The sequence below is a fragment of the Mesorhizobium calcicola genome, from assembly GCF_042682105.1.
GTDB classification, from domain to species: Bacteria; Pseudomonadota; Alphaproteobacteria; order Rhizobiales; family Rhizobiaceae; genus Mesorhizobium; species Mesorhizobium calcicola.
Genome location: NZ_JBHUGY010000058.1, coordinates 25,108 through 38,988, shown reverse-complemented (window position 1 = coordinate 38,988; position 13,881 = coordinate 25,108). Strand labels below are relative to the sequence as shown.

Here is a 13,881-nt window from a genome sequence, read left to right as displayed (position 1 = left end):
CTCAACGCGGAAAATTATTAGGATTGCGCTAGAAAAACTTTCGGGAAGATTGGGCATGGAACGGTTGCCGCCGCTGAATGCGATCAAGGCCTTCGAGGTCGCGGCGCGCACCAGTAGCTTCACCTTGGCCGCGACCGAGCTCGGCGTGTCTTCGGCGGCGGTGAGCCAGCAGATACGCAACCTCGAAACCTGGTTCGGCAAGCAATTGTTCGTACGCAGTGGCAACCGCATCGCGCTGACCGACGCCGGCCACGCCATCTATCCGCAGACCGCGCGGGCGCTGAGCGACATAGCAGCGATCGGTCGGCGCATGCTGGAAGGCGGCTTGCGGACGCGTCTTGTCGTCAGCGTGCCGTTTTCGCTGGCCGAACTGTGGCTGGCGCCGAAGCTGGCCGCGCTTCTCGATGCCTTTCCGCAGATGGCGATCGACGTCCGGGTTGAGGACGATCCGGTCGATTTGATGCGCCAGAACATCGATCTGCGCATCAGCTATGGCGACTACCACTATCCCGGATTGAAGCTAGTCCGGCTTGTCCATGACGAGGTCCTGCCGGTCTGCGCGCCAGAATTCTGGCAGAGGAACGGCAACGGCGATTCGGGTCTGGCGGATCTGCACGAGAGCCTGTTCATCCACACCAATTGGGGGCCGAACTATGCCTCGCACCCGACCTGGGCGGACTGGTTCGCGGCGTCCGGCGGCAGCCGTTCGCCCGATCCATCGCACGGGCGGCGCGTCGGCCTGTCCAGCCTGGCGATCGCCTCGGCGCGGCTGGGTCTGGGCATCGCCCTTGGCCAGCGGGTCATGGCGCGTGCCGATCTCGAGGCAGGACGGCTGATCGCGCTCTCGTCCGTCTCGGTCCGCCTCGGGCATCCCTATTGCGCGTTCATGCCGCCTGCCAAGGCCGACCGTGCCGATGTCGCCGGCCTGGTCGAGTTGCTCACAAAAAACGGCGCCCGCGACCTGTGGGAGGTCGGGGCGCCGCGCTGAAGCCGGACCTGACGGGGGTGTTCAGGTGGCCGGCTTTTCCGGGAGCGGAGAAATCGGCATTCCGGGTCCGATCTTCTGCAGATTGCCTGTTATCACCTGGTCGCCTTCGGCCACGCCGCTCAGGATCGCCACCTGATCGCCGCTGGTCGGCCCGAGCGAGACCAGCCGCTGGTCGACCGTGTTGCCCTTGCCGACGACGTAGAGATATTTGCCGAGCTGGCTCGAGCCCAGCGCCGTCTGCGGCACCATCAGCGCGTCGGCCTGCTGCTTCACATGCAGCCGGACGCGAACATACTGGCCCGGCAGCAGCGTGAACTTGCCGTTGCCGATCGTCGCCCGCGCAGTGATGGTGCCGGTCGAACGGTCGACCGAATTGTCGATGAAGGTGAGTTCGCCTTTCTGGCTGGCCTCGGTCTCGCCGGGAAGCAGGACCTCGACTTCGATCGGGCCGGCCGCGCGCGCCTGCTCGATCTCGGCCAGATCCGTCTCGCTCGGATTGAAGGTGACGTAGATCGGGTCGAGTTGGACCAGCGTGTTGAGCACGGTGCCGGCTACGCTGACCAGCGTTCCGACCGAGGCCTGGTTGCGACCCAGGCGTCCGGCGAACGGCGCGCGGATTTCGGCGTAGCTCAGATTGAGCTCGGCCGTGCGCACCGCCGCCTGGTTGAGCGCCAGCGACGCCTGTGCCTCGCGCAAGGTGCTGGTGCGCTGGTCGAAGCCGTCCTTGGCGAGATAGCCGCTCTTGGCAAGCTCGGTGCCGCGGCCGAGATTGGACCGGGCATAGTCGAGCGTTGCCGTGTCGCGCTGCACCTGCGCCCTGGCCTGGTCGAGAGCCGCCTGGAAGTCATCGGGTGAGATCTTGTAGAGAAGATCGCCTTGGCGGACGTCGACGCCGTCGGCAGCGGCCTGCTCCTGCAGGTAGCCTGGAATCCTGGCCTGCAAGGTGATGTTGCGGATAGGCTCCGTGCGCGCGGCGTAGTCGAGGTAGATCGGGATCGTCTTCTTGACGACGCTGACCACCGGCACCGGCATGACGAACGCCGCCGGAGCGGGCGCCGCACCAGCCGTGCCGGCATTGAGGCTGAGGTTGCCCATGTCGAGCAGGTGGACGCTGGCCACCGAGATCGCTCCCAGCGCGACAGCCGTTCCCAACGCGATTTTCCATTTACGCATGATAGTCTCCAATTTTATTCGGCCGCTTCCGCCAGGGGAGGGAAGGCGGGTTCGGCAGTTGGTTCAGTGTGTTCAGCGGCGGGCTCGTCATTGCCACGGCGTTCGCGCAGCTGTTCGATGACCGCGTAGAAGACCGGTACGAACACCAGCGACAGGATGGTGGCGGCGACCATGCCGCCAAAGACGGTGGTGCCGATCGACTGACGGCTTGCCGCACCAGCACCGGTGGCGAACATCAGCGGCAGCACGCCGAGGATGAAGGCGAAGGCCGTCATCAGGATCGGCCGCAGCCTGAGCCGTGCGGCCTCCATCGCCGCGTCGACGATGCTGAGGCCCTCCTCGCGTCGTCGCCTGGCGAACTCGACGATCAGGATGGCGTTCTTCGCCGCCAGGCCGATCAGCATGACGAAGCCGATCTGCGAGTAGACGTCGATCTGCATGCCACGCGCCCACAGCACCGCGAACGCGCCGAACAGAGCGAGCGGCACCGCCAGCAGCACCATGAACGGCATCGCCCAGCTTTCATATTGCGCCGCCAGGATCAGGAATACGAAGACGATGGCGAGGCCGAAGACGACGGACGCGATCGATCCTGCCTTGAGCTCCTGGAAGGTGATGCCGGTCCATTCGAAACCGAAATCCCTGGGTAGTGCGGTGGCGGCCGCCCGCTCCATCGCGGCGACCGCCTGGCCCGAGGAGAAGCCGGGTGCGGCACCGCCATTGATCGAGGCAGACGCATTGTTGTTGTAATGCGGCACGGTTTCCGGGCCGACGAAGGGCACGAGTTTGCCCAGTGTGCTCAGCGGCACCATGCCGCCGGAGGCATTGCGAACGTAGAGCCGCGAAATGTCGGCGGCGCCCGCACGTGCATCCTTGTCGGCCTGGATGGTCACCCGGAAGGTGCGGCCGAACAGGTTGAAGTCGTTGACGTAGAGCGAGCCGAGATAGATCTGCAGCGTGTTGAACACATCCGGCAGGTTGAGGCCGAGCAGTTTCGCCTTGCTGCGGTCGAGGTCGTAGTTGAACTGCGGCGTCGAGGTCGAGAACGGCGAGAACAGTTGCTGCGGAGCGATCTCGGGCTGCTTGCGCGCCTCGGCGATCACGGCTTGCGTCGCATCGTTGAGTGCCGCGCTGCCGCGACCGGTGAGATCCTCGACGACGAATTCGAAGCCGCCCGTGGTGCCGATACCGGGGATCGAGGGCGGATCGAAGCTCAGCGCGAAGGCTTCCGGAATCTGCATCAGCTTGCCGCGCACGTCGTCGACGAGCTTCGACGCGCTCTGGTCGGGGCCACGTTCCTCCCATGGCTTCAGGATGGCGAATTCGACCGCCGAGTTCGACTGCGCCGCACTGGTCAGGAAGTTCAGGCCGCTGATCGAGCCGACGATGTCGACGCCTGGCGTCGCCTGCAGGATGTCGCGCGCCTTTTGCGCCACCGCGTCGGTACGCTCCAGCGAAGCGCCGTCGGGCAACTGGATGACGACAAAGAAGTAGCCCTGGTCCTCGACCGGAAGGAAGGTCGAGGGCAGGCGCTGCCAGACGAAATAGGTGGCGACAAGTCCGGCGGCGAACAGCCCGAGCATGATCCAGCGCAAGCGGATCAGGATGCGCACGCCGTGGGCGTAGGCATGCGACAGCCTGTCGAAGCCGGTGTTGAACCAGCGGAACAGCACGAACTGCGTTGGCTGGCGATGCCGCAGGAAGGCGGCGCTGAGCGCGGGGCTCAGCGTCAGCGAGTTGAAGGCCGAGATGCCGACGGAGATCGCCACCGTCAGCGCGAACTGGTTGTAGAGCCTGCCGGAGACGCCGGGAATGAAGGCGACGGGCACGAACACCGCCATCAGCACGGCGGTGGTGGCGATGATCGGACCGGTGACTTCGGCCATCGCGGCCTTTGTCGCCGCCAACGGCTTCAGCCCGGCCTCCAGCTGTCGTTCGACATTCTCGACCACGACGATGGCATCGTCGACGACGAGGCCGATCGCCAGCACCATGCCGAGCAGGCTGAGCATGTTGAGCGAGAAGCCAAGCATCTCCATGACGACGAGCGTCGCCACCAGCGACACCGGAATGGCGATGGTCGGGATGATCGTCGTGCGCCAGCTTTGCAGGAAGATGAACACCACGGCGACGACGAGGACCAGCGCTTCGCCGAGTGTGATCAGCACGTCATGCATCGACGCCGAAACGAAGCGCGTCGTGTCGTAGTGCATCGCGTAGGAGACGCCCTTCGGGAATCGGCCGGACAGCTCCTGCATCTTGTCCTTGACGCGCTGCTGCAGATCGAGCGCGTTGGAGCCGGGCATCTGGTAGACGGCGAGCACCACGGTCGGATCCTTGCCGAAGAAGGCCGACGACGAATACTGCAGCGCGCCGAGTTCGATGCGGGCAACGTCGCGCAGCCGCACCAGCGAGCCGGTGTCCGTGTTGGCGCGCACGACGATGTCGCCGAACTCCTTGGGATCGCTCAACCGGCCGACGGCGTTGACCTGCATCTCGAAGGCGGTGCCGGCGGGAGCAGGCGACTGGCCGATCTTGCCGGCCGCCACCTGGACGTTCTGCTCGGCAATCGCATTCTGGACGTCGACGGCGGTGATGCCGAGATTGGCCAGCTTGTCCGGGTCGAGCCAGACGCGCATCGAATAGCGCCGCTCGCCGAAGATCTGCACGTCGCCGACGCCGGGCAGCCGCTTCAGCGGATCGACCACCTGCAGATAGGCCAGGTTGCTCAGCGCCACCGGATCGACCGAACTGTCCGGCGAGGTCAGGTTGACGATGAGGACGAAGTTCGGATTCTGTTTCTTGATCGTCACGCCGCCCTGATTGACGATCGCTGGCAGCGACGAGGCCGCCTGCGAGACGCGGTTCTGGACGTCGACGGCGGCGGTGCTCAGCGAATAGCCGACATCGAAGGTGATGGTGATGGTCGAGGAGCCGTCATTGGAGCTCGTCGACGACATGTAGGTCATGCCTTGCACGCCGTTGATCTGCTGCTCCAGCGGCGTCGTTACGGTATCGGCCACCACCTGCGCGCTGGCGCCCGGATAGTGGGCGCTGACCACGACCTGGGGCGGTGTGATGTCGGGAAACTGCGAGACAGGCAGCAGGAAATAACAAATCGTCCCGGCGAGCACCATGATGATGGCGATCGCCGAGGCAAAGATCGGACGGTGGATGAAGAAGTTTACCACGATACGCACGCCTCTCCGGCTGCTCTTGCCCTGCCGAAGGCATTGGCAACCCTGGACAGCCTTTGGCCGCGCCCATCACCGGGCTCTTGCAGCGAACGCAGCAACGGCACCTCGCGGCGCTGCGCATCGGCGAGCGAGCGCAGCATCCTCTCGAAGGCGCGCGGGTCGACGCCATCCGCTTTCATGACCAGCCGGATCATCGGATCCCGGACGGCTTCATCTATGGTAAGATCGCGGCGCTGTGGCATTGGCCGGCTCCTTGTCTGTCGATTCGCAGCCCATGCTCGCGAACCGTTTTCATCTCTTCACCGGCCGAAGCCGCATGATCTGCAATTTCCGCCCATCTCGATCTGACCCATCCTCAATCTGGCAGGACCAGTTCACAGCCTTGTGATTGACGAAAGGCGGCATAGGTGTTACCAGTAAGTAACATTCGTGACGTTACAGACCGGTAACACCCTAGTCAAGAGGCGTGCCGAGGGATTTTTGGGAAACCAAGGAGGTTTTGATGGAAGACGGCACTGTGGAACGCGTTCGCCCCCGGGACAGGATCCTGGAGACGGCGCAGGACATGTTTCACAAGCATGGCATCAAGGGCGTCGGCATCGACGCCATCACTGAGGCCGCCGGAACCAACAAGATGACGCTCTATCGTCATTTCGATTCCAAGGACGACCTCATCATCCAATGCCTGCGCGCCACCGCCTGCAAGGCAGGTGCGATGTGGGAGAAATTCGAGGTCCAGCATCCCGGTGACAAGCTGGCGCAATTGCATGCCTGGGTTCGCATGGCCGCTGATTGCCTGACGGCTGACGGCCGCGGCTGCGACATGGCCAACGCCGCCATCGAGTTGACCGACGCGGATCATCCGGCCAGGCGCGTGATCAAGGAACTCAAGGAAGCCCAGCGCGATCGCCTCGTGACGCTGTGCAGGGATGCCGGCATCGGCCAGGCCGAGCTGCTCGCCGATACGCTGTCGCTTCTGCTTGAAGGCGCCCGTGTCAGCGTTCAAAGTGTCGGTACGGAAGGCCCCAGCGCGCAGTTCGTCCGCATGGCTGAAGGGCTGATCGTCTCCTTCCGGGGCACTTCGGCCGGCTGAATTCTCCCCGGCAACCGACGCCGCTTTTTTCGATCCCATGACCGAGGATGAACGATGCCTTGCGCCTTTTGGCGTGAGCAGCCTTTGCAACCGTCGTGGATTGGAACGAAAAAAGCCCGCTGCCGGGAGGAGGTGGCAGCGGGCTCGATTTCGAATGCGGCGCGGGAGGAGGTGCACCCCATTCAGCGTCGGCATCGCATCTGGGAGGAGTAGATGGCCGACAACGAGAACGTACGAGTTGCTTAAGGATTCGGCAACCATGAAACTTGCATAGCAGCTGTGCAGATTTGCCGTATCGCAGACGAAAGCTTGTCGCGTGTGATCCAAAAAGCTCACACGGGCTCGCTTGCGACTTCATTGCACCGGAATGTTTTCCCTGAAGATCAAGCGCGGTTCGATGAACTTCCTTGTCAGATAGGGCGCGGAGGATGCAATCGAGCCAAGCAGCCGAATGACCGACTGCTCGGCGATCAGCCTGGCATTCTGGTCGATGACGACATCGACCAGGTCGTCGACGAGATAGCCCCGAGTGTCCCGGGTGAGGTCGTGACAAATGAACACCGGCTTGCGGTTGGGCTTTAATTCCCGGATCGCCTTTGCAACGCCCGAGTGCCCGGCTCCGACGCAATAGATGCCGAGCAGTTCGGGCTCGTTATGCAGCGCCTTCATGGTCTCGGCATAGCTGACATCAGGCTCGTCGTTGATCTCGACGGCGCTGCTGACCGTCAGGTTGGGAAACTCCTCATTGAGCACCGAGCGGAAACCCATTTCGCGTTCTTCGTGGCCGCGATAGGAGCGTGAGCCGACGACCATCGCCAGGTGGCCGGTGCGGCCGCCGAGGAATCGTCCCATCAACAGCGCCGCCGTTCGTCCCGCCACCCGGTTGTCGATGCCGACATAGGCCGACCGCGGCGCTGCCGGAACATCGGAGACCAGCGTCACCAGGCGCATGCCGGCGTCGACGATGTCGCGCAGGATGTTGCGCGTGCGCGGATGGTCGACGGCGATGACACCGACGCCATTGGCCCTGAGCGAAAGGTTTTCGACGGCTGACTGCAGCGCGTTCGGCGAGATTCCGGCAAGGTTGTGGATCCGGCACGAGGCGACGAGCGGCAGCCGCGCGGCGTAGTCCTCGATATGCCCGGCGAGATCGCGCATGAAGGCATTGCTGCCGATCGGCAGCAGGAATTCGAGATGGGCGGGCCGCGAGGGCAGCGTCACCTGATCGGCGACCGGCAGATAGCCGAGCTGCTTGGCCGCCTCCATGACGCGCTGCCGGTTGGCGGCACTCGCGCCCGGCCGGTTGTTGAGCACCCTGTCGACCGTTGCGGTCGACAGCCCGCAGCTGCGCGCGATATCCGAGACGGTGGCTTTCATGCCGCAACCCTATGTGCCCTGCGATGCCGCGCCAGACGAGCGATGCGATTTGAGGTGACGGATGATTGCCGCCCATCAGACCGACGGTCATTCGGCTGCCTCGACAACGCTTTCGCCCATTCTCAGGCGATGGCTTGCCATCTGCCTCAGGCGCTGGCTTGCCATCTGCCTCAGTGCGATGGCTTGCCATCGGCGATGGCATCGCGAATTTCCTTGTCCGACATGCCGGTGATGATCCGTTCGACTTCCGCCACGCTGGTCTTCTTCGGGTCGATGTCGTCGGCGACCACCTTGCCCCGGCGCATGACGACGATGCGGTCGACCACCTGGAAGACATGGTGGATGTTGTGGGCGATGAAAATGCAGGAATGGCCGGAATCGCGGGCGTTGCGCACGAAGCTCAGCACGCCCTGTGTCTCGGCGACGCCGAGATTGTTGGTCGGCTCGTCGAGAATGATGAGGTCGCTGTCGAAATGCATGGCGCGCGCGATCGCCACAGCCTGGCGCTCGCCGCCGGAGAGCGATCCGATCGGCGTCGTCGGCGGGATGTTCTTCGAGATGCCGACCTGCTTGAGAAGATCGCGGGCGACCGTATTCATGGCGTCCTGGTCCATCCGGTTGAGGAAGCGCGGCGGCTTGATCGGCTCGCGTCCGAGGAACAGATTGCGGGCGATCGACAATTGCGTGACCAGCGCCGAGTCCTGGTAGATCGTTTCGATGCCCTGCGCGATGGCGTCGCTGGTGCTGCGCAAGGTGACCTTCTTGCCGCGGATGAAGATGTCGCCGCTGGTCATCGGAACGGCGCCCGAGAGCACCTTGATCAGCGTCGACTTGCCGGCGCCGTTGTCGCCGAGCAGGCCGACGATCTCCCGTTCATTGACATGGAAACTGGCATCCTCGAGGGCCTGCACGCGGCCATAGGACTTGCGGATGTTCTGCATGCGGATCAGTGGCTCGGCCATGGTTCAAGTCCCTGCCTGATGCCGGCGTTCCAGCCATGAATGGAGCGCCATCATGCCAAGGATGATCGCGCCGATGAAGATGTTGTAGGCAAGGCCGGGCACGCCGATCAGCACGATGCCGTTGCGCATGACGCGCAGGATCAGGATGCCGAGCACGGTACCGATGATGGTGCCGCGCCCGCCGGTCAGCGCCGTGCCGCCAATCACCACCATGGCGATGACTTCCAGCTCATAGCCGGTGCCGCTGTTGGGGTTGGCGGCCGAGGTGCGCAATGAAGAGATGACGCCGGCAAGCGAGGCCATCAGCGATGACAGGACGAACAGGCCGATCTTGACGCCGCTGACATTGACGCCGCGGGCGCGCGCCGCATTGGGATTGCCGCCGGCCGCTTGGATCCAGTTGCCGGTGCGGCTTTGCGTCAGGACATAGCCGAGCGCGATGGCCGCGGCGATGAACCAGAACAGCGACATGTAGATGCGGAACGGCCCGATGAAGAAGTCGCCGACCAGAGCCTCCGCCAGCCAGCTGCCTTCGGCGCTCCAGGTCCGCTGCGGAAAACCGTCGGTGACGAAAAGGGCGGTGCCGCGCACCACCAGCAGCATGCCGAGCGTCACCAGGAAGGACGGGATCTTGAGCTGCGTGACGAACCAGCCGTTGACCAGCCCGATGAAGGCGGCGACCAGCAGTGCTGCGACAAAGCCGACCTCCAGCGAAGTGACGCCGCTGTTGAACAGCGTCCACATCAGCACCGGTGAGAAGCCGAACAACGATCCGACCGAGAGGTCGAACTCGCCCGATGTCATCAACAACGTCATCGCCAGCGCGATCAGGCCGAGCTCGACGGTGAAGGCCAGTATGTTGGAGATGTTCTGTGGCGACAGGAAGTCGTGGTTGATGCTCCAGAACACGGCGAGCTCAATGACCAGCAGCACCAAAGGGCCGAATTCGGGCCGCGCGATCAGGTGTTGGATGAGTGAACGATTTTCCACGAGCAACCCGCGATAGGATTGGAAAGGCTGAGCCTTGCACAGCGAAGGGCTCGGCGAAAATGGGACGCCAGTCGCGACCGCCGGAGCAGTCGCGACTGTTTGAGTTTGGAATCTTATTTGCCGGAAAGGATCTTGTCGTAGACCGCGGCAGTATCCTTTTCGTAGAGCGCGCCGGTGATCACGTTGAACCCCGGAGGAATGCCGGCAGCGGCCATGTTGGCCAGGGAGAGCGCGACATAGCTGGTCGCCTGCGGGTCCTGCCACTGGCCGGCATTGACATAGCCGTTCAGCACTTCCTGGGTGGTGTCGAGCGAGTTGCCCCAGCCGACAACCGGAATTTCACCCGGCTTGATGCCGACCTGGTCGAAGACCCGCTTGATCGAGCCGGTCACCAGGTCGCCGAGGCCGATGATCGCCTTGACCTTGGCCTTGTTGGCGGTGAGGTAGTCGACCATGCGGTTGATCACTTCGGCCTGGTCGAGCGTCGCTTCGGTGATCTCATAGGTGATGCCGAGAGGACCGAAGACGCTCTTGATGCCTTCCTCTTCCTGGACGCCATAGGTGGCGCCGGGGACCTCGACCGGCATCCAGACGAAGTCGCCTTTCTTCACCAGGCCCTTGTCGACCAGATACTGCGCCCAGTGCTTGCCGAAGGTGACGTTGTCACCGCCGACATAGGCGTTGAAATTGGCCTTGGGATCGGGCGTGTTGAAGTTGATGATCGGGATGTTGGCCGCGCGGGCTTCCTTGACGATCTCGACAAGGCTGCCCGGATCGGGGCTGGTGGTGACGATGCCATCGGCCTTGGCGGAGAGGGCGGCGCGCACCGCTTCCTGCTGCGAGGCAACGTCGCCATTGTGGAACGAGGTGTTGACGGTGTTGCCAGTGTCCTTGGCCCATTGCTTGGCGCCGGCCAGGAAGTAGGTCCAGACCGGGTCAGCCGGGCCGCCATGCGAAATCCAGTAGAAGGTCTTGGCCTGTGCCACTGCCGGAACAATCGTCAGCGCCACCAACAGGCCATAGAGAACGAGTCTTAGCCGTGTCAGCATTTGATTTCCTCCCGTTGTAGATGGTCAGTTCAGAATCCGTCCCTTGTTCCGGCTACCGCCGGATCGCGTCTTTTGCCAGCGCCGTTGGATGCATCAGAGCATTCCCTTTTTCGACGGATGGCAAGCCTCCATCTGCAGATGTAGTGGGCGCCTGACGGGGCGCCATCAACGGTCCCATCAGATTGCATCAGTTGCGGTGATTTTTCGCGGCGGTCGCAGGGTTGGCGTCGACAATGCCGCCGGCGCACTCCGGCAAGCTCCGCCATCGCGCCCATCAGCACCAGCGTCAGCCGCCGCACCTTGGCGGTCGCAATGCCGGCACGGGCACCGGCGTGCGGACGGAGGCCGGCTAGATAAGCTTGGCCCCGGCGAGTTCGCGCATCAGATGGCTGGCGCCGTAGGTCCAGTTTGGGCAGTCGGGCGACAGCCGCACCCGGTTGACCAGCGCGCCGAATCTTTCCGACGAGATCGTGACGATATCGCCGACCTTGTGGGTAAAACCCTTGCCCTTTTCGCCACGATCCTTCGAAGGCACGAACATGGTGCCCAGATAGAGCGCCAGCCCGTCAGGATATTGGTGGTGCGGACCCATGGCGGCGGCAACCAGTTCTTCCGGCGAGCGGCTGATCTCGGCCATCGAGCTCGCGCCCTCCAGCGAGAAGCCGTCCTCGCCCTCGACCTTCAGGCGCACGACGGCCCGCTTGACGTCATCGATCGAGAATGTGTCGTCGAACAGGCGGATGAAGGGGCCGAGGGCGGCCGAGGCATTGTTGTCCTTGGCCTTGCCGAGCAGCAGCGCCGAACGCCCTTCGACGTCGCGCAGATTGACGTCGTTGCCGATGGTGGCGCCGACTATTCTTCCGCTGCTGGCGGCAATCATGGCGATCTCGGGCTCGGGATTGTTCCAGGTCGACACCGGATGCAGGCCGACATCGGCACCGAAGCCGACCGAGGCCATTGGCTGGCACTTTGTGAAGATCTCGGCGTCGGGGCCGATGCCGACTTCCAGATATTGCGACCAGGCGCCGCGCGCGATGAGCTTGGCCTTGATCTCCATCGCCTCTGGCGATCCGGGCTTGAGCTTCGACAGATCGTGGCCGATCAACCCGGCGATGTCGGCGCGGATGGCGTCGGCCTTTTCCGCCGAGCCGCGCGCCTGTTCCTCGATCACCCGTTCCAGCAGGCTGACGACGAAGGTGACGCCCGAGGCCTTGACCGCCTGCAGGTCGACCGGGGAGAGCAGGTACGGCTTTTTCGCATCGCGTGTGGCCTCAAAACTGTTGGCGGCGATGGCGTCGAGCGAGCCGATCGGCTTGCCCCTGGCTGACCGCACATGGCCGGCAGGATCAGGCATCTCGCAGACATCACGCACGGTCGGTGCCGCGCTCGACGTGATGTCGAAGACCGTGCCGTCGCGCACCGTGATCACCAAAGGATACGAGACATCACCGCTTCTGGCGCGGCCGACAAAAAGGCCCTCGGTGGGCAGGTGCGTCGGGTTGGTCATGGCGTTCGGTCCTCTGAAATGATCGACACTGGCCGGATCGGCGCGGCACTTTCACCGGATTCCGGTCAAAGGTCTATCCCGTCGCTGGCGATCGCGATGGCTCCGTCATTCGCGGAATTTTACACGCCTGGTGGCTCTGCTGGGGTCAGTCTACAACGAAAAACTGAAACGCTCTTTCAAAATTGTGAAATCCTGACTAGGATTTTCACTCAACGCAGCGCATCCAGGTGACCCTTGCCCGCACCGTTCTCCGATCCGATCTGGCGCAAGCCGCAAGCGGTTTCCAAGGTTCGGTCGCTCTTTCCAAGCGGCGATCGTGTCGATGTCGTGATTGTCGGCGGCGGCATCATGGGCCTGTCGACGGCTTTGCATGCTGCCCGGCTTGGCATGTCGGTGCAGGTGCTTGAAGCCGGCGAAATCGGCCAGGGCGCTTCGGGGCTGAATGGCGGGCAGGTCATTCCCGGCCTGAAATACGATCCGGAATGGCTGCTGGCGCATTTTGGCCCGGAGCGTGGCGAGGCGTTGGTCAATTTCGCGGCGTCGACCGCGGATGCCGTGTTCGAACTGATCCGCGATGAAAAACTGGCGGTTCCCTTCGTCCGCAATGGCTGGATCCAGGCGGCGCACACCGAGGCCGCGCTGAAGGCGGCGGCAAACCGTGACCGGCAATGGCGCGCGCGCGGCGCCGACGTCCGGTTGCTCGACGCGGCAGAGATCGCCGCGATGACCGGCACTCAAAATTATCTCGGCGGCTGGCTCGATCGCCGCGCCGGTGTCATCGACCCGCTCGCCTACACATCGGAACTCGCCCGCATCGCGGCGGCGGCTGGTGTAAGGATAGCGGAGCGCCAAAAGGTCGTGCGGCTCACCAATACTGCCGGCGTTTGGCGAATTTCGATGGAAAATGGCGCGGAATTGCAGGCCAAGGCGGTCGTGCTGGCAACCAACGCTTATACGGACGGTTTGATCCCCGGCCTCGCCCAGACGATCGTGCCGCTGCATTCCTTCCAGATTGCCACGGCGCCATTGCCGCCCGACCTGGCAGCCACGATCCTGCCGGAAGGGCAGGCGGTGTCGGACTCCAGGCGCATCCTCGTCTATTACCGCAAGAGCGCCGACGGCCGGCTGGTGCTCGGCGGGCGTGGCCGCATGGCCTTGCCGACAAGCCCCAGTGACTGGGCGCATCTCGAGCGGGCGCTGCGGCGGCTCTATCCCATGCTGTCCGACGTCGCCATCGAAAAGCGCTGGTTCGGCCGGGTAGCGATGACGCCGGACCACCTGCCGCACATCCACGAGCCGGAGCAAGGCCTTGTGGCGGTGGTCGGCTGCCAGGGGCGTGGTGTCGGTCTGATGACGGCGCTTGGCGAGCGCATCGCAACCTATCTTTCCGGTGGTGACGCCAGGCAGTTGCCATTTCCGGTCTCGCCGATCCGGCCGATCCCGTTCCACGCCTTCCGGCAGGTCGGCGTCGCCGCGACCATCGCCTGGTATCGTCTGCTCGACGCGCTCGAGCGTTGACGCGGCAATTCATGGCATTCGGATCCT

General features: G+C 63.8%; 11 protein-coding genes. 4 read left to right on the top strand and 7 right to left on the bottom strand.

Translation table 11 applies throughout. The features are described from left to right. The first annotated feature begins 55 nt into the window (after nucleotides 1-55). On the top strand, nucleotides 56-988 hold the full coding sequence (locus ACFSQT_RS31770; RefSeq protein WP_379025548.1) for a LysR substrate-binding domain-containing protein: 933 nt from the start codon (nucleotides 56-58) through the stop codon (nucleotides 986-988). Nucleotides 989-1,009: 21 nt separating this feature from the next. On the opposite strand, the gene ACFSQT_RS31765 is transcribed toward ACFSQT_RS31770, so the two are convergent. Beyond that, a complete protein-coding gene (locus ACFSQT_RS31765; RefSeq protein ID WP_379025546.1) occupies nucleotides 1,010-2,161 on the bottom strand; it encodes an efflux RND transporter periplasmic adaptor subunit in 1,152 nt (383 codons plus the stop codon). 14 nt (nucleotides 2,162-2,175) lie between these two features. Continuing rightward, the gene (locus tag ACFSQT_RS31760; RefSeq protein ID WP_379025610.1) at nucleotides 2,176-5,352 is read right to left on the bottom strand and encodes an efflux RND transporter permease subunit; all 3,177 of its coding nucleotides are present in this window, start codon (nucleotides 5,350-5,352) and stop codon (nucleotides 2,176-2,178) included. Between the two features lie 62 nt (nucleotides 5,353-5,414). Here ACFSQT_RS31760 and ACFSQT_RS31755 point away from each other — a divergent pair, with 62 nt between their 5' ends. Both ACFSQT_RS31755 and ACFSQT_RS31750 read left to right on the top strand, forming a co-directional pair. Then, nucleotides 5,415-5,678 carry a hypothetical protein gene (locus tag ACFSQT_RS31755; RefSeq protein ID WP_379025544.1) on the top strand — a complete coding sequence of 88 codons (264 nt, stop codon included), beginning with the start codon at nucleotides 5,415-5,417 and terminating at the stop codon, nucleotides 5,676-5,678. A gap of 182 nt (nucleotides 5,679-5,860) precedes the next feature. Further along, a complete protein-coding gene (locus tag ACFSQT_RS31750; RefSeq protein WP_379025542.1) occupies nucleotides 5,861-6,451 on the top strand; it encodes a TetR/AcrR family transcriptional regulator in 591 nt (196 codons plus the stop codon). Nucleotides 6,452-6,805: 354 nt separating this feature from the next. Here the strand turns inward: ACFSQT_RS31750 and ACFSQT_RS31745 are convergent, their stop codons facing one another. From ACFSQT_RS31745 to ACFSQT_RS31725, 5 genes are all read right to left on the bottom strand, one after another. Then, complete coding sequence (locus ACFSQT_RS31745; RefSeq protein ID WP_379025540.1) at nucleotides 6,806-7,828, bottom strand: LacI family DNA-binding transcriptional regulator; 1,023 nt, start codon at nucleotides 7,826-7,828, stop codon at nucleotides 6,806-6,808. A gap of 170 nt (nucleotides 7,829-7,998) precedes the next feature. Beyond that, the gene (locus ACFSQT_RS31740) at nucleotides 7,999-8,790 is read right to left on the bottom strand and encodes an ATP-binding cassette domain-containing protein (RefSeq protein ID WP_379025538.1); all 792 of its coding nucleotides are present in this window, start codon (nucleotides 8,788-8,790) and stop codon (nucleotides 7,999-8,001) included. A 3-nt stretch (nucleotides 8,791-8,793) separates the two neighbouring features. Continuing rightward, entirely contained in the window at nucleotides 8,794-9,780 is a 987-nt protein-coding gene (locus ACFSQT_RS31735; protein WP_379025536.1) for an ABC transporter permease, read from the bottom strand. 113 nt (nucleotides 9,781-9,893) lie between these two features. Beyond that, a complete protein-coding gene (locus tag ACFSQT_RS31730) occupies nucleotides 9,894-10,829 on the bottom strand; it encodes a substrate-binding domain-containing protein (protein WP_379025534.1) in 936 nt (311 codons plus the stop codon). Nucleotides 10,830-11,178: 349 nt separating this feature from the next. Beyond that, entirely contained in the window at nucleotides 11,179-12,336 is a 1,158-nt protein-coding gene (locus ACFSQT_RS31725) for a fumarylacetoacetate hydrolase family protein (RefSeq protein ID WP_379025532.1), read from the bottom strand. Nucleotides 12,337-12,570: 234 nt separating this feature from the next. Between ACFSQT_RS31725 and ACFSQT_RS31720 the strand changes: the two genes are divergently transcribed. Then, on the top strand, nucleotides 12,571-13,854 hold the full coding sequence (locus tag ACFSQT_RS31720; RefSeq protein WP_379025530.1) for an NAD(P)/FAD-dependent oxidoreductase: 1,284 nt from the start codon (nucleotides 12,571-12,573) through the stop codon (nucleotides 13,852-13,854). Nucleotides 13,855-13,881 lie beyond the last annotated feature (27 nt).

Bases quoted from the DNA above. Each gene is read 5' to 3' on its own strand.
- ACFSQT_RS31770 (WP_379025548.1), top strand. From the start codon at position 56: ATGGAACGGTTGCCGCCGCTGAATGCGATCAAGGCCTTCGAGGTCGCG.
- ACFSQT_RS31765 (WP_379025546.1), bottom strand. From the start codon at position 2,161: ATGCGTAAATGGAAAATCGCGTTGGGAACGGCTGTCGCGCTGGGAGCG.
- ACFSQT_RS31750 (WP_379025542.1), top strand. From the start codon at position 5,861: ATGGAAGACGGCACTGTGGAACGCGTTCGCCCCCGGGACAGGATCCTG.
- ACFSQT_RS31745 (WP_379025540.1), bottom strand. From the start codon at position 7,828: ATGAAAGCCACCGTCTCGGATATCGCGCGCAGCTGCGGGCTGTCGACC.
- ACFSQT_RS31740 (WP_379025538.1), bottom strand. From the start codon at position 8,790: ATGGCCGAGCCACTGATCCGCATGCAGAACATCCGCAAGTCCTATGGC.
- ACFSQT_RS31730 (WP_379025534.1), bottom strand. From the start codon at position 10,829: ATGCTGACACGGCTAAGACTCGTTCTCTATGGCCTGTTGGTGGCGCTG.
- ACFSQT_RS31725 (WP_379025532.1), bottom strand. From the start codon at position 12,336: ATGACCAACCCGACGCACCTGCCCACCGAGGGCCTTTTTGTCGGCCGC.